15 protein-coding genes are annotated in these 19,588 nt (G+C 71.9%); 7 read left to right on the top strand and 8 right to left on the bottom strand.

Going from position 1 to position 19,588, the window contains the following annotated elements:
- Positions 1-26 precede the first annotated feature (26 nt).
- Together Aiant_RS05350 and Aiant_RS05355 are read left to right on the top strand one after the other, a co-directional pair.
- A complete protein-coding gene (locus Aiant_RS05350) occupies positions 27-2,366 on the top strand; it encodes a putative bifunctional diguanylate cyclase/phosphodiesterase (protein WP_189331233.1) in 2,340 nt (779 codons plus the stop codon).
- 109 nt (positions 2,367-2,475) lie between these two features.
- Positions 2,476-3,465, top strand: coding sequence for an IS481 family transposase (locus Aiant_RS05355; protein WP_212846959.1), 990 nt, complete (start codon positions 2,476-2,478; stop codon positions 3,463-3,465).
- A gap of 3 nt (positions 3,466-3,468) precedes the next feature.
- On the opposite strand, the gene Aiant_RS05360 is transcribed toward Aiant_RS05355, so the two are convergent.
- Positions 3,469-4,029, bottom strand: coding sequence for a hypothetical protein (locus Aiant_RS05360; protein ID WP_189335971.1), 561 nt, complete (start codon positions 4,027-4,029; stop codon positions 3,469-3,471).
- A 142-nt stretch (positions 4,030-4,171) separates the two neighbouring features.
- Between Aiant_RS05360 and Aiant_RS46425 the strand changes: the two genes are divergently transcribed.
- From Aiant_RS46425 to Aiant_RS05375, 4 genes are all read left to right on the top strand, one after another.
- Positions 4,172-4,297, top strand: a complete 126-nt coding sequence (locus Aiant_RS46425) for a hypothetical protein (RefSeq protein ID WP_268248861.1) — start codon at positions 4,172-4,174, stop codon at positions 4,295-4,297.
- A gap of 22 nt (positions 4,298-4,319) precedes the next feature.
- Positions 4,320-5,093 carry an exodeoxyribonuclease III gene (locus Aiant_RS05365; RefSeq protein WP_189335970.1) on the top strand — a complete coding sequence of 258 codons (774 nt, stop codon included), beginning with the start codon at positions 4,320-4,322 and terminating at the stop codon, positions 5,091-5,093.
- A gap of 96 nt (positions 5,094-5,189) precedes the next feature.
- A complete protein-coding gene (locus Aiant_RS05370) occupies positions 5,190-6,914 on the top strand; it encodes a PP2C family protein-serine/threonine phosphatase (protein WP_189335969.1) in 1,725 nt (574 codons plus the stop codon).
- Positions 6,911-7,951 carry a cobalamin B12-binding domain-containing protein gene (locus Aiant_RS05375; RefSeq protein ID WP_189335968.1) on the top strand — a complete coding sequence of 347 codons (1,041 nt, stop codon included), beginning with the start codon at positions 6,911-6,913 and terminating at the stop codon, positions 7,949-7,951. Before Aiant_RS05370 ends, Aiant_RS05375 begins: the two co-directional genes overlap by 4 nt.
- Positions 7,952-8,292: 341 nt before the next feature.
- On the opposite strand, the gene Aiant_RS05380 is transcribed toward Aiant_RS05375, so the two are convergent.
- From Aiant_RS05380 to Aiant_RS05400, 5 genes are all read right to left on the bottom strand, one after another.
- Positions 8,293-8,535 (bottom strand): hypothetical protein, encoded by a 243-nt coding sequence (locus Aiant_RS05380; RefSeq protein WP_189335967.1) that lies wholly within the window; start codon positions 8,533-8,535, stop codon positions 8,293-8,295.
- A gap of 489 nt (positions 8,536-9,024) precedes the next feature.
- Complete coding sequence (locus Aiant_RS05385) at positions 9,025-9,756, bottom strand: LamG-like jellyroll fold domain-containing protein (protein WP_189335966.1); 732 nt, start codon at positions 9,754-9,756, stop codon at positions 9,025-9,027.
- 67 nt (positions 9,757-9,823) lie between these two features.
- The gene (locus tag Aiant_RS05390; RefSeq protein WP_189335965.1) at positions 9,824-10,183 is read right to left on the bottom strand and encodes a DUF6401 family natural product biosynthesis protein; all 360 of its coding nucleotides are present in this window, start codon (positions 10,181-10,183) and stop codon (positions 9,824-9,826) included.
- Positions 10,184-10,265: 82 nt separating this feature from the next.
- Positions 10,266-14,177, bottom strand: coding sequence for an ATP-dependent RNA helicase HrpA (hrpA, locus tag Aiant_RS05395; protein ID WP_189335964.1), 3,912 nt, complete (start codon positions 14,175-14,177; stop codon positions 10,266-10,268).
- Between the two features lie 57 nt (positions 14,178-14,234).
- A complete protein-coding gene (locus Aiant_RS05400) occupies positions 14,235-15,335 on the bottom strand; it encodes an LCP family protein (RefSeq protein ID WP_189335963.1) in 1,101 nt (366 codons plus the stop codon).
- A 162-nt stretch (positions 15,336-15,497) separates the two neighbouring features.
- Here Aiant_RS05400 and Aiant_RS05405 point away from each other — a divergent pair, with 162 nt between their 5' ends.
- Positions 15,498-15,872, top strand: a complete 375-nt coding sequence (locus Aiant_RS05405) for a response regulator (RefSeq protein WP_189335962.1) — start codon at positions 15,498-15,500, stop codon at positions 15,870-15,872.
- Positions 15,873-15,916: 44 nt separating this feature from the next.
- Here Aiant_RS05405 and Aiant_RS46430 read toward each other — a convergent pair whose 3' ends face one another.
- Together Aiant_RS46430 and gsmA are read right to left on the bottom strand one after the other, a co-directional pair.
- Complete coding sequence (locus Aiant_RS46430) at positions 15,917-18,244, bottom strand: ATP-binding protein (protein WP_189335961.1); 2,328 nt, start codon at positions 18,242-18,244, stop codon at positions 15,917-15,919.
- A gap of 68 nt (positions 18,245-18,312) precedes the next feature.
- A complete protein-coding gene (gene gsmA / locus Aiant_RS05415; RefSeq protein ID WP_189335960.1) occupies positions 18,313-19,452 on the bottom strand; it encodes a sporangiospore maturation cell wall hydrolase GsmA in 1,140 nt (379 codons plus the stop codon).
- Between the last annotated feature and the right edge of the window lie 136 nt (positions 19,453-19,588).

The following is a 19,588-nucleotide window of genomic DNA, read 5'->3' on the forward strand; positions in this document are numbered from 1 at the left end:
TTAGGGCAAAACGGGAGGAATGCCCGGTGCGCTCCGTGCTCCCGCCCGCCATCGCCCGCCGCCAATGGCAGTTCATGGCCGCGATCGGGGTCCTGGCGACCGCGCTCTACGCCGCGTACTCGTCGTCGAACCTCGCCTCGGTGAGCCTGGTGATCCTGGGCGTGCTCACCGTGGCCGCCTGTTTCGTCGGCCCGCGCCGCTGGGGCGCCGAACCGCCGGTGGCCTGGCTGCTGATGGCCCTGGCGGCGCTGCTCTTCCTGGTCGGGCTGCTGATCCGGCCGACGGTCACGAACCAGCCGATGCCGCTGCCGCTGCTCGCCGACGCGGCCACCTTCAGCGGCTACCTGCTGCTCGGCATGTTCCTGTTCATGCTGCTGCGCCGCCGGCAGAGCCTGGAACGGCACGCCGTGCTGGACGGCCTGATCGTCTGCCTGGCCGCCGGGCTGACCAGCACGCTGCTGCTGGCCGCGCCGGCCGCCGCGATCCCCGGCCGGCCCGCGCTGCTCTCCATCATCCAGGGCACCTACCCGCTCTTCGACGTCGTGCTGGCGCTGCTGGTGATCAATCTCGCGTTCACCACCAAGACCTGGCCGATCAGCATGCTCGCGCTGCTGGTGATGATGGTGGGGCTGTTCGTCGGGGACACCGCGTACGCCATCGTCGGCGTCAACGGGCAGATCTACGCCTCGCCGCTGCTCAACATCCCGTACGTGACGGCCTACACCGCGCTCGGCGTGGCGGCCCTGCACCCGTCGGTCGCCGAGATGAGCCGCGCCGACCGGCTGCCCGTGCAGGCCTGGTCCTGGCAGCGGCTGGCGGTGCTGCTCCCCGCGCTGTTCCTGCCGTTCGCGCTGCTGCTGACCACCGGGACCAGCGCGGCCTCGCACCGGCTGCTGATCGCGGTGGCCGGCGCGCTGATGATCCTGCTGCTGCTGGCCCGGGCGATCACCGCGGTGCAGGCGCAGGTCGCCGCCCAGCTGCACTCCGAGCACCAGGCCACCCACGACCCGCTCACCTCGCTGCCGAACCGGCAGTCCGTCTCCGGCGAGATCGAACGGCTGGTCACCTCGGTCGACTCGCAGGGTCCGCAGCGGGTGTGGGTCTACATGCTCGACCTGGACGGGTTCAAGTGGGTCAACGACTCGTGGGGCCACGACACCGGCGACCAGCTGGTGATCGAGGTGGGCCGGCGGCTGCGGGCGCAGGTGCCCGAGCAGGTCCCGGTGGCCCGGGTCGGCGGCGACGAGTTCCTGCTCGCCTTCGTCGGCGACAAGGCGGGTGCGCTGCGGCTGGTGGACGACATCCGGGGCTGTTTCGCCCGCTCGTTCACGGTCCGCGACACCGAGGTGGTGATCAGCGCGTCGATCGGCATCGCGCACTCCAGCGGCGACTCGGCGCGGGCCGCGGTGACCGCCGAGGCGCTGATGCGGGACGCGGACACCGCGATGTACCGGGCCAAGGCCGAGGGCCCGGGCCGGTCCACCATCTTCGACACCTCCATGCACGACCAGGCCCGGGAGCGGATCGAGCTGGAGGTGGCGCTGCGCCAGGCGCTCAGCGACGACCAGCTCTACGTGGTGTACCAGCCGATCGTGCGGCTGGAGACCGGGATGCCGGTGGGCGCCGAGGCGCTGGTCCGCTGGGAGCACCCGACCCGCGGCCAGATCCCGCCGATGCTGTTCATCCCGATCGCCGAGGACTCCGGCCTGATCTCGCAGATCGGCACGTTCGTCCGCAACGAGGCGCTGCGCCAGCTCGGCGTGTGGCGCTCGCAGGGCGTCGTCTCGGAGAGCTTCTACCTGTCCATCAACGTGTCGCCGCGCCAGCTCAGCGAGCCGGACCTGCCGCTGGTGGTCTCCGGCGAGCTGTTCAAGTACGGCGTCCCGGCACAGTGCGTGGCCCTGGAGATGACCGAGTCGGTGATGGTCGACGGCTCCAGCGTGACCGCCCGGGTCCTGCACGAGCTGCGCCAGCTCGGCGCGAAACTGCTGGTCGACGACTTCGGCACGGGCTTCTCGGCGCTCGGTTACCTGCGCCGCTTCCCGGTCACCGGCGTCAAGATCGACCGCTCGTTCGTCATCGGCCTCGGCAAGAACGTGGAGGACGACGAGATCGTCCGCGCCGTGGTCGCGATGAGCCACGCGCTCGGCCTCAGCGTGATCGCCGAGGGCGTCGAGACGGTGTTGCAGCGTGAGGCTCTCTACCACGTCGGCGTGGTGAACGGGCAGGGCTGGCTGTGGGGCAAGGCGGTGCCGGCCACCGAGTTCGCCGAGCGCTGGCACCTGGCCGCGGCGCTGCCGGACATCCCGCTGCCGGTCGCCGCGGTGACCAGCTCCGGGCGGCACCGCCGCCCGGAGCAGGGCTAGGTGTTCTGCTCACGGACGTTGGTAACGGGGCTGACTTGCTGAAATAGGTGAGGACCTCCGGGTGAGGTGGAGCTTGTCGAAGGTTCCACACCACACCCGGGAGGTCCTCGTGCCCCACGCTAACGCTCCGTTGACCGAACGCGGCCGATTGAGGCTGGCCCGGTGCGTCGTCGATGACGGCTGGTCGCTACGGCGGGCCGCGGATCGGTTCCAGGTCAGCCCGACGACAGCGAAACGCTGGGCCGACCGCTACCAGAGCGAGGGCGCCGCCGGCATGCGCGATCGGCCCAGCCGGCCGCGTCACAGTCCCCGCCGCACACCCCGGCCGATCGAACGACGAGTGTTGCATCTACGTCGCAGCCAGCGCCTGGGCCCGGTCCGGATCGGTTGGCGACTCGGCTTGCCCGCCTCGACCTGCCACGCGATCCTGCGCCGGGCCGGTGCTGTACCCCTGACGCATCTGGACCGGGCCACCGCCGAACCGGTCCGCCGCTACGAACACGAAGCGCCCGGCGATCTGATCCACGTCGACGTCAAGAAACTCGGCAACATCCCCGACGGCGGCGGCTGGCGCACCCAAGGCCGCGCCCAGGGCAAACTCAACCGCACCGCCACGACCGGGCACCGCACCGACAGGTTCGGCGGCGCCCGGCTCGGCTACGCCTACCTGCACACCGCCCTCGACGACCATTCCCGCCTGGCCTACACCGAAATCCTGGCCGACGAAACGAAAGAGACCGCCACCGCCTTCTGGCGACGCGCCCACACCTGGTTCGCCGGCCACGGCATCAGCATCGCCCGGGTACTGACCGACAACGGCTCCTGCTACATCTCCCGCCTCTGGCGCGAGACCTGCGCCGAGCTGGGCGTCACCGTGAAAAAGACGCGTCCTTACCGGCCGCAGACCAACGGCAAAGTGGAACGCTTCCACCGCACACTGGCCGATGAATGGGCCTACTCCAAGCCATACACCAGCGAAAACGCCCGCCGCAAAGCCCTACCCCGTTTCCTGCACACCTACAATCACCACCGCTACCACTCCGCCATCGGCGGCTCACCCGCCAGCCGCGTTCCTAACCTCTCTGGGCAGAACAGCTAGGGCCTAGTTCTTCTCGCGGTCGTTGTTGGGGAACTCGTAGAGCCAGAACGACTGCGCGTCCATCCGGGTGGGCACCGCCTTGCCGGAGATCCGGGTCAGGATCACGCCGATCATCCGGGGCAGCCGCAGCTGCTCCTCGTTGTACGTGCAGATGTCCACGAACACCTTGCCGTTGACCTCGCCGATCGGCCGGTACAGCGCGCTGAGCAGCTCGACGAAGACGCCGCTGCCGCTGCCGGTCCGTTTCGCGCCGACGAAGAGCACATAGAAGATCCGCTTCTCGGCGTACAGCTCGGGCCAGTGGTGCCGGAAGTAGTCCGGCGAGATCAGCGAGACGGCTTCGAGGTTCGTCGTCATCGCGGCCATCCCGAGCACCGTCCCGTCGTCGTCGATGGCGAGGTACTTCTCGGCCCGGTCGTCCTCCATCAGCTCGTCGAACTCGTGCCGGTACAGCACGTGCCGGTTCACCGCGAGCACGGCGAGATCACCGAAGGACTCCGTGTAGAAGTCCCAGGCCGGGTCGAGCAGTTCGGCCGGTACCACCGGCATGACTTCCACACGCATGTTCGCCCCCGTGAAGTTGCCTCGCTTCCTGACAAACCTCTCAGCCCCACTGGTGCGGCGCGGGCAATTCCGGCATCATTCGCTCACGGATTTGTCGGCGTGAGCCGGATCACGCCGGTCCGAGGATCTTCCGGGAGACGACATGGCGGATCTGATCGGCGCCCAGGGCCGTGCGGTCTGGCTGGTCGCCCTCCTCGTGGTGCTGGCCGCCGGGCTCGGTCTGGCGCTGCTCGCCGCGACACGGGGCGGGTTGCCGCCGCGCCGCTGACCGGATGGGGCAGGCTGGACGGATGCGCTTCGCCACCTGGAACGTCAATTCGGTCAAGGCCCGCCTGCCCCGCCTGCTCGACTGGCTGGAGCACACCGCCCCGGACGTGGTCTGTCTCCAGGAGACCAAGGTCGCCGAGGACGGCTTCCCCGCCGACGAGGTCGCCGAGCTCGGTTATGCGACCGCCGCGTACGGCCAGGGCCGCTGGAACGGCGTGGCCCTGCTCTCCCGGGCCGGCCTCGACGACGTCCGGCGCGGCTTCCCCGGCGAGCCGGGCTATCCGGGACCGGAGGCCCGCGCGATCAGCGCGGTCTGCGACGGCATCCGGTTCATGTCCGTCTACGTGCCGAACGGCCGCACCCCGGACGACCCGCACTACCTCTACAAACTTCAGTGGCTGCGGGTGCTGCGCGACGTGCTCGCCGCCGACCTGGCGGCCGGCCCGCTGGTGGTGGCCGGTGACTTCAACGTGGCGCCGACCGACGCGGACGTCTGGGACCCGGCGGTCTTCGCCGGCTCGACCCACGTCACGCCGCCGGAGCGGGACGCCATCGCGGCGCTGCGTGAGCTGGGGCTCACCGACGTGCCGGCCCGGGCCATGAAGGGCGATCACCCGTTCACCTATTGGGATTACCGCGCCGGGATGTTCCACCAGAACAAGGGCATGCGGATCGACCACGTCTACGCCAGCGCCGACCTGGCCGCCACGGTCACGGATGCCGTGGTGGACCGGGAGGCGCGCAAGGGCAAGGGCCCGTCCGATCACGCGCCGGTGGTCGTCGACCTGAAGCGGTGACCGTGCCGCTCGGGGCACGCCCGATGCCCGTTTCCCGGGGAGCACCGTAGGCTGGGGATGTTCTGCACGACTCGGCGGGGAGCGACGGGAGGGACGATGTCAACCCGGACTCCGGGCCCGGCCGGCGATCCACGGACGCCACCGGGCCTGGCTACCACGCTGCCCGCAGCCACGCCCGAGCTGGTGCTGGCCGCTCTGAACGCGGCGGCCGAGCCGATCGTGCTGTGCGCCACCGACCACACGGTCCTGCTGGTCAACGCGGCCGCCCAGGCTCTGGTGCCCGGCCTCGCCCCGGGCGAAACCCTGACCGCGGCGCCGCTTCCGGAGCTGGCCGCGGCCGCGGCCGAAGACGCGACCACCTTCCGGTCCGAGCATCACGACCGATTTCTGTACGGGTTGCGGCGCCCGCTCGGCGCCGGCCACTACGCGTGGTATCTGCGGGACCGCACCGACGAGCAGCAGCGCACCGCCGCGCTGGAGGCCGAGCGGGCCCGGGCCACCTTCCTGGCCGACGCCGGCCGCCACCTGTCCGCCTCGCTGAACCTGCGCCGGGTCCGGCGGACCACCGCCGAGCTCGCGGCCGGCCACCTGGCCGACGCCGCGGTGGTGATCCTGCCCCCGCACCGGCGGCAGAGCTCCTGGACCAGGATGATGCCCGGCCACCCGGCCGAGGAGGGCACACTGCCCGAGCACGGCCTCGCCGAGATCCCCGGCCTGCGCGAGGTGATCGACGGCTTCCCGCCGATCCCGAGCCGCTGGCTGGACCCGGCGCAGGCGCCCGGCTGGCTCCTGCCGGCCGCGCTCGGCCCGATCGGCGCGCTGCTGGTCACCCCGCTGCCCGGCAACGCGGCGCCGGCCGGGGCGCTGGTCCTGGCCCGCCTCGGCGCCGGGGCCACGTTCAGCGAGCAGGACGAGGCGCTCGTCCGGGTGTTCGCGGCCCGGGCCGGCGCCGCTCTGGCGGCCGCCGCCCTCTACCGCGACCAGGTGGACACCGCCGCGGTGCTGCAGGCCGACCTGCTGCCGCCCGAGCTGCCCCAGGCCGACGGGTTCGAGCTGGCCGGCTCTTACCAGGCGGCGTTCGAGGCGCTCCAGGTCGGCGGCGACTTCTACGAGGTGTTCGGCCCGTCCGGGGCGAACACCGACACCCTGGTCGCGCTCGGCGACGTGTGCGGCACCGGGCCCGAGGCGGCGGTGCTGACCGGCAAGGTGCGCCAGACGCTGCGCGCGCTGCGCCTCATGCGGGCCCGGCCGGACGCCATGCTGCGGGTGCTCAACCAGGCGATGCTGGAGTCCGGCCGCAAACACCGGTTCGTCACCCTGCTGCTCGGCTCGATCACCCGGGCCGAGCACGGCCGCGTCCGGATCGGCCTGGTCAGCGGGGGCCACCCGCCGCCGCTGGTGCTGCGCACCGACGGCTCGGTCGAGGAGGTGCCGGCCGGCGGGACGCTGCTCGGCGTGCTGCCGGTGACGACGGTGCACCCGGCCACCGTCGAGCTGGCCCCCGGCGAGCTGTGCCTGCTGCACACCGACGGGCTGACCGAGGCGCGCGGCGGCCCGAGCGGCCACGAGGAGTTCGGCGAGGCCCGGCTGCGGCAGGCGCTGTCCGCGTGCGCCGGGCTGCCCGGCCCGGTCACCCTGGAACGCCTGCGTCAACTGGTCTCCGACTGGGTACACGGGGGCACCACGGACGACATCGCCATGCTGACGGTCCGCGCCCCGGCGCGACCACCGCTCAGCCTGCGCGGCGGCGGCGCACCGAACCAGTCGCCCTACCTCATGGCCACCCGCCGCGCCGACCGGAGGGCACGCCCACGCGCATGACCACTACCCGACCGTCCCGCTCCCTCGACGACCCCGGCCTCTACCAGGAATATCTCGACCTGGTCGGGGACGGTGACGAGTACGGCGCCACCGAGATCGCCTGCGAGCTGCTGGACGACGGCGTCCCCGCCGCGCGGATCATGGTGGACCTGATCGGCGGCACCCAGGCCCGGGTCGGCGAGCTGTGGGCGGCCGACGAGTGGTCGGTGGCCCGGGAGCACGCCGCCACCGCGGTCAACGAGCGGGTGCTGGCCGCCGTCGCGGTCCGGGTGCACACGCCGGTCCGCCGCGGCCGGATCACCCTGGCCTGCGTGGACGGCGAGTGGCACGGCCTGCCCGCGCGGATCCTGGCCGAGCTGCTGCGCCAGGACGGCTGGCGGGTGGACTTCCTCGGCGCCAGCGTCCCCGGCCCGCACCTGATCACCCACCTGCACCAGACCGGCCCGGACGCGGTCGCGTTGAGCTGCATGATCCCGACCCGACTGCCCCGCGCCCACGCCGCGATCACTGCCTGCCGCGCCGCCGGTGTCCCGGTGATCGCCGGTGGCCGCGGTTTCGGTCCGGGCGGCCGGTACGCCGAGCGGCTGGGCGCCGACGCGTGGGCCGGCTCGGCCGAGGAGGCGGTGACCCGGCTCGCCACCGACTGGCCGCCACCGCTGCTTCCGGAGTTCCCCACCGAGTTCCTGGGCGACGAGGAGTACACCCACCTGGTCCGCTCCCGGCCCCAGCTGATCGAGACGGCGATGCACCGGCTGGCCGCGGCGTACCCGCCGGTCCACCACTACGACCAGCAACAGCTGGAGTCGACCGTCGAGGACTTCGGACACATCGCCGACTTCCTGGCCGCCTCGCTCTACATCAGCGAGCCCCAGGTCTTCCGCGACTTCACCACCTGGACCGCCGGGGTGCTGACCGCCCGCGACGTCCCGGTCGCCGCCCTGCGCGCCGGCCTGCGCCTGGTCCGCGACCAGCTCATCGACTTCCCCACCGCCACCGCGACCCTGGACCTGGCCCTGGCCGACCTGCCGGCATCCTGAGCCGCCGCCACCGCGACCCTGGACCAGGCCTTGGCCGACCTCCCGGCATCCTGAGCCACCGCCACCGCGACCCTGGACCTGGCCCTGGCCGACCTCCCGGCATCCTGAGCCGCCGTCACCGCCGGTCGCTCGTCGCCACCACGCCGGATCGGGATCCTGGCCGGGCCCTCGGTCGCCGCGCTTCCGGCCGCCACAGCGCTGGCCGAGGCGGGGAATCCCGGCCGCGGCACCCGATGTGTCCGGCGGGCCCTGTGCTCGGCGCGCCGGACGGCGTACCGTGCTGAGGCCACGCGGCCACCGGGCGGGCCCCCGGTGGCCGCGTGGTTCACCCCGCGGGTCGATCAGCTGCGGCGGAAGGCGTAGCTGCGGCCACCCGAGGCGCCGGCCGCCCGGCCGGCGCGTGCCCGGTCCGATCGCTGCCGGGCCGCCTGCCGGGCGTCCCCCGCGCCGTGGTGGGTCACCTCGGCGCCGCCGTCCTGGTTGTCGCCGCCGCCGGTCTTCGACGTCCGGCCCAGCGCCGCGGCGATGTCGCGACGGGCGAGGTCGTCCTGGTCGAGATGTACCGAGAAAGATTGCGCAGGCATATCGCTACCTCCTGGGAAGGTCGATTCCGGTGCCCGGTCGGGGGCGGGCGGGAAGCCGGTGATCGATGCCGCAGGGAACCGCCGTGATCGGACGCGCCACCGGAGTCGGACCGGTCGTGCCGCACCCGAGCGCGGAACCCCGATCGGCAGATCGAAGGCCGGCGCGGAAGGCGACCCGCGCGAACTCGACCAGGCATCGTCGGAACCGGGCCCGGAGGCCGGTGATGCGAGGGAGTCGGCGGCGCGGGCGCCTGGGTGCGGATCACAGCATGCGGCCAACCTATGCGCCGGCCGCCGGCCGCGCCACTCGATTATTCGCGCGCGGTGACGCCGGCATGAGGCGGCGACGGCGAGGTGCTCCGGTCGTACCGAAAGAGGGCGGCCCGGAAGGGAAGCGGACCGGGAGGGTGAGGCGGGGCGGACCGGGAGGGTGAAGCGGGCCGGCTGCGAGCAGCCGGCCCGCGGGCAGTGCGGGAGCGAAAAGCCGCCTCAGCCGAGCTGGATGTACACGTCGTCGAGCTGGCCGTGGTACATGTCGCTGGAGGCACCGAAGTTCGGGCCGCCGATGCGCAGCGGCATCGTGTTGTCCACGGCGAAGGTGGCCGGGATCGTGGCGCGGGAGCCGGCGACGCCGTCGACCGAGATGGACAGACTGGTCGCGGTGCGCTCGCAGACGATCTTGTGCCAGGCGCCGTCGGCGATCGGGCGGGCCGAGGTGGCGGTGGCGATCTGGCCGGTGCCCTTGGCGGTCATGGCGCACTGGGCGCGCCCGGTCTTGCCGGTGAGCTGGAGCTTCCAGGAGCTCTCGGCGCCGGCCAGGCCCTTCTGCATGACGTTCGCCTTGCCGCGCAGCTGCGCGGCGGTCACCCGGACGGTCGCCGCCCACCGGAAGTTGCGGGTGCCGGGGTTGAGGTCGGCGGCGTTCGGAGCCTCGAGGATGGCGCGGGCGCAGGGGGCGCCGGTGGCGCAGAGGGCGGGGAACGACGCGTACCGTCCGGCGCCCTCGGTGGTGATCGCGACGGTGCCGTTGTCGGCGCCGCGGACGGTGAGGCTGGAGCCCTTGCCCGAGAGGTCGGAGATCTTCCCGGCGGTCGCGCCGCCGTCGAAGTTGTAGCGCGCCACCAGGGTCGGCGGCGGGTCCACCGCGGGCGCGGCGGCCGCGGGGGCGGCCAGTGCCGGGACCGTCAGCAGAACCAGTGCGGTGAGGTTGAACATCTTCATGTCCCGAAGATGCCCGAAAATACTAGTTTGGGGGGTAATAAACCCGACTAAGTAGATCGTATGGGGGTCACAGAAGTCCGGCGGACTCGGCGATCAGGCAGACCGCGACGAGACGCAGCAGCGGCCAGCCGGCGGTACGCCACCCGGCCACGGTCGTCGGGGCGAAGCCCGGCTCGGGCAGCGGGCGGCTCATCCGGACCGCGGCGGCGGCGATGCTGCGGGCGTACGCCGCCAGCCCCTCCGCGTCGATCGCCCGGCCCGCGTCGAGCAGCGCCTCCCGGACAGCGGCGGCGTGCTGGTCGACGGTGGCCAGCAGACCCGGCTCGGCGAACGCGGCGGCGAGGCCGTCGACTCCCACGCGGGCCATCATCTCGTCGAGGTAGGAATCGGCGGTAACAGCGGCGAAGGCGATGCTCTCGTTCGTCATGCAGGAGAATCTGCCAGGTGCCGGACGGTACCGACAGGGGCGTGACCGAACGGCACCGCAGCCGCACCAACCTGCAACTTTGCTAGATCGGCAGCGCGTCCATCGCCTTGAAGATGCGCTTGTCGGAGACCGGATAGGCGGTACCCAGGGTCTGCGCGAAGAAGTTGATCCGCAGCTCCTCGATCATCCAGCGGATCTCCCGCAACCCGTCCGCGGCCGGCCCGCCCGGGGGCGCCTCCGCCTTCAGCTCGCGGTACTCCGCCTCGATCTCCTGGACCTGGGTGATCAGCTGCCGGTCACGGCCGGCACTGCCGCCGAGGCGGTCCAGCCGGTACGCGATCCCCCGCAGGTACCGCGGCATGTGGTGCAGCTGCCTCCACCCGGTCTCGGTCACGAACCCGGGGTACACCAGCCCCTTGAGCTGCTGCCGGATGTCGGTGAGCGCGGGCAGCAGCATCGGGTCCTTGAACTGGCGCACCCGCTGGTCCACGTCGTACGCCGTGGCCAGCACCGCCTGCACCTGGGTCACCACGTTGGCCACGGCGTCGACCAGGTCCTCGCGCACGGTGTCGCGCAGCGAGGCGAACTCGACCGACGACCAGACCGGTCCCCCGGCGTCCGCGACCAGCTTGTCGACCGCCGCGCCCGCGCAGTCGTCGAGCAGGTCGGCGATCGACCGGTACGGGTTCGCCCGGGACAGTTCCAGCTTCGCCCGGTTGTCCAGCCGCCCTTGCAGGAACCGGGCGGCCGGCGGCAGCGTGAGCAGCAACAGCCGGCGGGTGCCGGCCCGCATCGCGATCCGCTGCTCGGCCTCGGTCTCGAAGACCTTCACGCCGACGCTGGCGCCCTCGTCGACCAGGGCCGGCCAGACGTTGACCTGATAGCCGCCCCGGACCTGTTCGACCCGGTGCGGGATCGCCCCGAAGTCGTTCGTGGTGATCCCGGTGCGCTCCAGGTCACCGGCCGCCCGGGAGATGGTGGCCTGCACCTTCGGCGCCAGCTCGCGGCGCAGCACGTCGAGGTCGCGGCCCTCGGCGACCACCTCACCGGCCTCGTTGACGATCCGGAAGTTCATCCGCAGGTGGTCGGGCACCTGGTCGGGCCGCCAGGCGTCGCGCGGCACGATGGTGCCGGTGAGCCGGCGCAGCTCGTTGCCGATCGCGTCGGGCAGCGGGCCGCGGCGGGCCGGCACCCGGTCGAGGACGGCCTCGGCCCAGTCCGGGACCGGGACGAAGCTGGTGCGCATGGCCTTGGGCAGGGCGCGGATCAGGGCGATCACCACGTCCTTGCGGAAGCCGGGCACGGACCAGCCGAAGTCCTCGGCGTCCACCTTGTTGATCAGATCGAGCGGGAGTTGCACCGTGACGCCGTCGGCGTGCTTACCGGGCTCGAACTCGTAGCGGAGCGGCAGCTTGACGCCGCCGGCCAGCCAGGCGTCCGGGAACGCGTTCGGATCGACCGTGTCCCGCCCGGCGTTGACGAGCTCCTCGCGGGTGAAGGTCAGGAGATCCGGATTCTCCCGGCGAGCCTGCTTCCACCAACCATCGAAGTGTCGGGAGGAGACCACTTCTGCCGGAATTTTCGCGTCATAGAGTGAAAAGACGACCTCGTCATCGACGGCGATGTCCCGCCGGCGGGCGCGGTTCTCGATCTCGGCGATCTGCTGGAGGAGCCGCCGGTTGGCCTCGAAGAACTTGTGGTGCGTCTCCCAGTCCCCCTCGACCAGGGCGTGCCGGATGAACAGCTCCCGCGACACCTCCGGGTCGACCTTGCTGTATCCCACCCGGCGGCGCGGCACGATCGGCAGGCCGTAGAGCGTCACCTTCTCGAACGCCATCACGGCGCCCAGCTTGCGATCCCAGTGCGGCTCGCTGTAGGAGCGTTTCACCAGGTGCGGGGCGAGTTTCTCGGCCCACTCCGGCTCGATCCGGGCGTTCACCCGGGCCCAGAGCCGGCTGGTCTCGACCAGCTCGGCCGACATCACCCAGCGCGGCTGCCGCTTGAACAGCGCCGAGCCCGGGAAGATCGCGAACTTGGCGCCGCGCGCCCCGAGATACTCCCGCTTGTCGGTGTCCTTCAACCCGATGTGGCTGAGCAGACCCGCGAGCAGGGCGGTGTGCACCGGTTGCGGCGCGACCCCGGAGTCCCAGTCCTCTTTCAAGGACAGGTCGAGGGTACGCACGACCTGCTTCAGCTGCGTGTAGATGTCCTGCCACTCCCGCACCCGCAGATAGTTCAGGAATTCGCTGCGGCACAGCCGACGGAACTGGTTCCCGGAGAGCTCCCGCTGTTTCTCCCGCAGGTACTTCCACAGGTTGAGATAGGTGAAGAAGTCCGATTCCTTGTCGACGAACCGGGCGTGCCTCTCGTCGGCCTGCTGCTGTTTGTCGGCCGGCCGCTCGCGCGGGTCCTGGATCGACAGCGCCGCCGCGATCACCATCACCTCGGCGAGACACTCCTGCTTGTCCGCCTCGATGACCATGCGGGCCAGCCGCGGGTCGACCGGCAGCTGGGCGAGCTGGCGGCCGAGCGGCGTGAGCTTGCCCTTGTCGAGCGCGCCCAGCTCCTCCAGCAGCTTGATGCCGTCGGTGATGTTCCGCTTGTCCGGCGGGTCGATGAACGGGAATTTCGCCAGGTCGCCGAGGCCCAGGTTGGTCATCTGGAGGATGACCGAGGCGAGGTTGGTCCGCAGGATCTCCGGCTCGGTGAACTCGGGCCGGCCCGCGAAGTCCTCCTCCGAGTACAGCCGGATGCAGATGCCGTCCGAGGTCCGGCCGCAGCGACCTTTCCGCTGGTTGGCGCTGGCCTGCGAGACCGCCTCGATGGGCAGCCGCTGCACCTTGAGCCGGTGCGAGTACCGGCTGATCCGGGCGGTGCCCGGGTCGATCACGTAGCGGATGCCGGGCACGGTCAGCGAGGTCTCGGCGACGTTCGTGGCGAGCACGATGCGGCGGCCGGTGTGCCGCTCGAAGACCTTGTGCTGCTCGGCGGCGCTCAGCCGGCCGTACAGCGGGACCACCTCGGTGTTGCGCAGGTCTTTCTTGGTCAGCGCGTCGGCGGTGTCCCGGATCTCCCGCTCGCCGGACATGAAGACCAGGATGTCGCCGCCGGTGGGCAGCTCGTCGACGGCCGCGGCGATGCCCTCGATCTGGTCGATCGGCTCCTCGCGGATCTCGTCGTCGTCATCGTCGATCAGGGTGGTGGTGACCAGCGGGCGGTAGCGGACCTCCACCGGGTACGTCCGGCCGGACACCTCGATCACCGGGGCCGGCTTGCCGGACGCGTCGGCGAAGTGCTCGGCGAACCGCTGCGTCTCGATGGTCGCCGAGGTGATCACGACCTTGAGGTCGGGGCGTCGCGGCAGCAGATCGCGCAGATACCCCAGGATGAAGTCGATGTTGAGGCTGCGCTCGTGCGCCTCGTCGATGATCAGCGTGTCGTACCGCCGCAGCATCCGGTCGGTCTGGATCTCGGCCAGCAGGATGCCGTCGGTCATCACCTTGACCAGCGTGTTCTCGCCGACCTGGTCGGTGAACCGCACCTTGTAACCGACCGTCGCGCCGAGCGGCCGGTCCAGCTCCTCGGCGATCCGCTCGGCGACCGTGCGGGCCGCGATCCGCCGCGGCTGGGTGTGCCCGATCTGCCCGCGCACGCCCCGGCCCAGCTCCAGGCAGATTTTCGGCAGCTGGGTGGTCTTGCCGGAGCCGGTCTCGCCGGCCACCACGACGACCTGGTGGTCCCGGATCGCCGCGGCGATGTCGTCCTTGCGGGCGCTGACCGGCAACGCCTCGGGATAGGTGACCGGCGGCACCGAGGCGAGCCGGCTCTCCAGACGCAGACGCGCCCGGTCGACCTCCTCGGCGATCTCGGCGAGGGCGGTGGACCGGGCGGCGTCGTCACGGATGCGGCGGGTGCCGTCGAGGCGGCGGCGCAGCCGGTGCTCGTCGCGGGGCAGGAGCTCGGAGATCCGGCTGCGTAGTTCAGATACAGACATGGCGGGCCAAGAATAGGCGCAACCGCACCGGAAGTCCTGGTGATTAACGCCGCCCTCTCAGTCCCCCTGCTCGTCCTCGTCGTCGACCGTGCCGTCCGGGTGGGCGGCCAGCCACTGGTCGATGGTGTCGTTCTTGACCGCGGCGAACATCTCGGCGGCCGCCTTGGTGTCGAGCTGGACCGCGCTGCCGGCCGGGGTCTTCAGGTCGGCCCGGGTGTACGGCACGGTCGCGAACGTGATGTTCGACGGCCGGATGTCGCGTACCGCCAGCACCAGGTCGCGCAGGTCCAGGTTCTCGTCGACGGTCAGCGAGTCGGCCGCGATGCCGAGCAGCTCGTCCAGCTGGAGCGGCTTGAACAGCAGCTTGTTCTTGGCCACCTTGGCGATCACCGCCTTGACCACCAGCTGCTGGTTGCGGATCCGGCCGAAGTCGCCGCCGGGCACGTTGTAGCGCTGCCGCATGAACTCCTCGGCGATCGCGCCGTCCATGTCGTGGCAGCCCTGCTTCCACTCCCGGTCGGAGAAGGTGCTCTTGACGTCGTACGGGACGCAGACGTTCACCCCGTCCACCGCGTCGACCAGGTCGTGGATGCTGGTGAAGTTGGCGATCATGGCGCCGTCCAGCGGGACGCCGGTCAGCTTGCGCACGGTGGCCGCGGTCAGCGCCGCCCCGCCGAACGCGAACGCCGCATTGATCTTGTTCTTGCCGCCCTTCCAGCTGCCGCCGGCCGGCACCTCGACGTAGCTGTCCCGCGGGATCGAGACGATCGTGGCGCGACTGCGGTCCCTGGCGATGTGCACCAGCATGATGGTGTCCGAGCGCTCGCCGATCGGGCTGGTCCCGCCGGGCTCGGCGGCCCGGGAGTCGGAGCCCAGCAGCAGCAGGTTCAGCGCCCCGGAGTCCCAGTTGGCCCGGCTCTGCGCGGCCTCCTCGGCGGGTGCGGAGGGCAGCAGCGCGGCCCGGTCCACCTTGTTCTCATAGCGGTTGACCAGGACGTAACCACCGGCGGTCACGCCGCCGATCAGGACCGCCAGCAGCACCGAGAGCACGATGAGGGCCTTCTGCCAGCCCGCGCGCCGCCCGAACCACCCGCGCCGCTTCGGCTCGGGCTTATCAGTAGCCGGCTCGGCCCCGGCATCCTGTTGATCTGAATTCACGCGCCTCACTGTGCGGATGGCACGCCCACCGGTCAAGGTGGAGAGATCGTCCGTTCAGCCCTTTCGGACCGGCCGGGATGGACGCCCCCGTCCCCGTGTCCCCGGGACACCCTGGCTCGATATCCCGAATGACGGGATCGGACAACCGAATCGAGGCCGAGGGTGATCGTTGTCGCTGAGGACCACGAGGACATCCGCTACGTGCTCAAACGCTCGCTGGAGCGGGCCGGCCACCGGGTCGTGGTGGCGGCGGACGGGGCGGCGGCGCTGGCCGCCATCCGCGAGCACCGGCCCGACCTGGTGGTGACCGACGTCGACATGCCGCGGATGACCGGGCTGGACCTGTGCCGGGCCATCCGCGCCGACGACGACCTGCGGCACATTCCGGTGGTGGTGGCCAGCGGGTCGCTGATGCCCGGGGACGCGCAGGCCAGCGACGCGGGCGCGTCGGCGACGCTGCTCAAGCCGTTCGTCCCGGCCCAGCTGCTGGCCCTGGTCGCGGCCCTGCTCCCGCAGACCACCCCGGACACCGCCTAGGTTCACGATCAAAATCCGATTCGGGTACGCCCGGAGCCCGGTGATCAGTCCTGGTGCTGGTGGTCCGGCACCGGGGCACGCAAACGCGCCGCCGCCGGGTCGTGCGCCGACGGATCCGCCGCCGGCAGCGCCGACAACCCGGGCAGCCGGCTGTCCAGGATCGCCGCCCGCTCGGCGAGCGCCCGGTCCAGGGCGGCGCGCACCTTGGCGTCGTCCTCCTCCGCGGGTTCCTTCGGGATGTGCCTCATCTGCGCCTCCTCCGCGCCGGCCAGCGGCAGGGTGAAGAAGAACCGCGTCCCCCCGCCGGCGTTGTCCTCGATACCGATCTCGCCGCCGTGCCGCTCCACGATCCGCCGGCAGATGGCCAGGCCGAGCCCGGTGCCGGCGTACCCGGCCGCGCCCTGCGCCCGGTGGAACGACTCGAACACCCGGGACCTCTCGTCCTCCGGGATCCCGATCCCGGCGTCGCTGACCTCGATCCGGGTCCAGCCCGGGCCGGCCGGGACCGCGGTCACGTCGGCGCACGGGCGGGCGCCCGGCCGGACGTACTTGAAAGCGTTGCCGACCAGGTTGTCCAGCACGTGCCGGAGCAGCGCCGGGTCGGCCCGCACCGCCGGCATCTCCCCCACCGACCAGACCGGTTCCGGCCCACCGGCGCCGCGCAGGCTCGCGGCCCGCTCCTGGAGCACCTCCTGGACCAGCGGCAGCAGGTCCACCGCGGTGATCCGCAGCGGCGCGTCCCGGGCCGTGCTGTACGCCAGCAGCGTCTCGATCAGCGCGTCCATCCGGTCCACGGCCCGCATGATCCGGCGCAGCGACCCGCGCACCGCCTCGGTGTCCTCGAGGTCCTCGACGGCCAGCTCGCAGTGCCCCCGCGCGATGGCGAGCGGGGCCTTGAGGTCGTGCGCCACCACGCCCGCGAAGATCGACAGGTCGGTCTCGTGCCGCCGCAGGTCGGTGATGTCCCGGAACACCGCGACCGCCCCGGGCTGCCCGCCGCTCGGGTCCAGCGGCCGCGCGTCGATGCCGAGCAGCACGCCCTCCGGCCGCCTCGCGTTCCGGATCACCACCTCGGCCCCGGCGGTCGCCTCCCCGCGTATCGCCCGGATCAGCGGCATCTCCTCGGTCGGCAGCGGCGTCACGCCGTCCGCCCGGTACGCCCCGTAGTGCTCCTGCCAGTCCTCCGGGCGGTCGCTGGACTCGCTGACCCCCATCAGGCGCTGGGCCGCGGGATTCTCCAGCAGCACCCGCCCGGTGTCGTCGACGACGCTGACCCCGTCCCCGATCGTCGTCATGATCGCGCCGAGCAGCCCGGCCTGTTTCCGGCTCTCCGCCTCGGCCTCCCGCAGCCCGGCGGTCGCCTGCTCGACCCGGGCACGGGCCCGGGCGCGGCCGGTGGCCAGCACATAGACCAGCCAGGCCAGCAGAGCGGTGAGGACCAGGCCGCCGGCCAGCACGGTGACCGGCAGGCGTCCGCCCGCGCCGGGCAGCCGGCCGGAGTCGGCCCGCAGACCGAGCAGCCAGGTGTGGTCGGCGACCGGGATCGGCCGCTCCCGGGACAGGTCCGGTTCACCGCCGACCCGCAGCTCGGCGACCTCGGCGCGGCTGCCGTCGCTGTTCACCGCGACCAGGCTGCCGTCCAGCTGACCCTGGCTGACCGTGCTGAGCACGCCGGACAGGAAGTCGCCACCGCGCAGGGCGAGCACCACCCAGCCGCGGAACACCGGATCGTTCGACCGGGTCCAGATCGGCGCGACGAAGGCGAACGACTGCTGCTGCCGCCCGGCCGGCAGGTCCCGGTCACGCAGCAGCACGTAGGTGTCCGAGACGGTGCTGCGCATGGTCTGCCGGGCCGCGTCCAGGGCGGCCACCGGCTGGGCCACCGTGCCCAGGTCGACGCCGCTCCCGGCGCCGGCCCCGTCCTCGGTCAGCACCCGGGTGAAGATCGGGAAGTAGTGCTCGTTCCGGCCGCTCCCCGGGTGCAGCGTCAGCCCGGCCGCGCCGCGCGCCTGCCAGTACGCCTGGGCGGCCGGCACCCCGGCGGCCGGTACCGGCACGACGTAGGCGACCGCGGCCGCGCCGAGCAGCCCGGCGGTCTCCAGCGGTGCGCTGGCCTGGTCGAAGTCGTCCCAGGTCAGGTCGTTGTCGGTGGCCATCCCGGCGGCGACGGTGTCGAGCAGGGTGCGGTAGCGATCGGTCTCGGCGCGGACCGCGGCGACCGCCATCTGGGCGCGCTGATCCATCACCCGGCGGGTGTTCTCCCGCTGGGCGGCGCGCAGCCCGGCCACCGTCAGCAGCGTGACCAGGAGCCCGGCGAGCACGACCGCGGCGGCCAGCGCCGGGCCGGTGTATCGGCTCCGTCCCTCCACCATAAAGAGCGTAAGCCGCAAAACGCCCCCGTCGGCCGGACTTCGGCCAACGGGGGCGCCCGCGAAGCGAATTACTTCCAGGTGTCGTACTGGTAGAGCCGGTAGGCCGCCATGATGCCGGTGACCTTGGTGTAGTAGTTCGGGTCGGTCGCGTAACCGGCCTTCCACACCTGCCAGATGAAGTTGTTGGCGTCCTTGGTGTAGACGAACGCCGGCGTGTACCGCTGGTTGACCTTCAGGAAGTACCCGTGGTCACGGAACGAGTGCGCCATCGTGGCGTAGGTCCGGAACGCGTCCGACGTGGCGAAACACTTGCCGGCCTTGTCGCACTCGGTGGTCTGGTAGACGTGGCAGCCGCTGGCGATGGTGCCGAACTTGCCGCTCTGGCACTTGATCCCGAAGAAGTTCTTGTCCACCGCGGCGAGGCCGCTGCGGCCCCAGCCGGACTCCAGGATCGCCTGGGCGATGGTGACCGACGGCGGGACGCCGAACTGCCGCCAGCCCTGCTGGGCGCCGGGCACCGCGGCCGCGATGAACTGCGTCTGGGTCATCGACGGGGTGGCCGGCGCGGTCGGTGACGAGGTCGCGCAGGCGGCCAGGGTGGCGGCGACGACGTAGGCGTGCGAGAGGTACCGCCCGTCGGTCGTCCGGTCCCACTGGCCGGAGGTACGCACCGTGCCCCGGACGGTCGAGCCGGGCACCGAGCAGACCAGCTGCACGGTGGCGCCGTTGGCCACCTTGCGCACCGAGGCGCCCTGGGTGGACGGCGCGGTCCGGACGTTCACCGCCCCGTCCGCGGTCCGCACCTTCGCCGTCACGTACGCGGTGGCCCCGCTCTGCGCCGGCTTGGTCTTCACCCTGTCGGCCGCCGGAGTCCCGCCGCACGCCGGGATCTTCCAGTTCGTCGTGACGTACGAGTGCGACACGTAGTACCCGTTGGTCAGCCGGTCCCAGGCCGCGGTGGTGCGCACCTTGCCACGCACGCTCTGCCCGGCCACCTGGCAGGCCACCGTGATCTTCTGGCCGTCGTGCAGGGTGCCCGTGACGGTGGCCGCCAGCGACGGCTTGGCCCGCACCTTGAGCTGGCTGTTCACGTCGACGATGGCGGTGACCCCGGCCGCGCTGGCGGCCGTCGGCGCCAATCCCAGCCCGGCCCCGGCGGCAAGCACCAGCGCGGCGCCGGTGAGCAGTCGTCGGGAGCTGTGCCTCATGAAAACGTCCCCTTCGTTCCGGTCGGCTCCGTACGAAGATCCGCTGCGCCCGTTGCGCCCCGAGTGCGCATCCGGGTGCGGGTGGGTTGCTTGGAAATCAGTGAGACTGGGAAAAGGCGTGACCACACTTGGGCGT

It is taken from the genome of Actinoplanes ianthinogenes (assembly GCF_018324205.1).
Classification (GTDB): Bacteria; Actinomycetota; Actinomycetes; order Mycobacteriales; family Micromonosporaceae; genus Actinoplanes; species Actinoplanes ianthinogenes.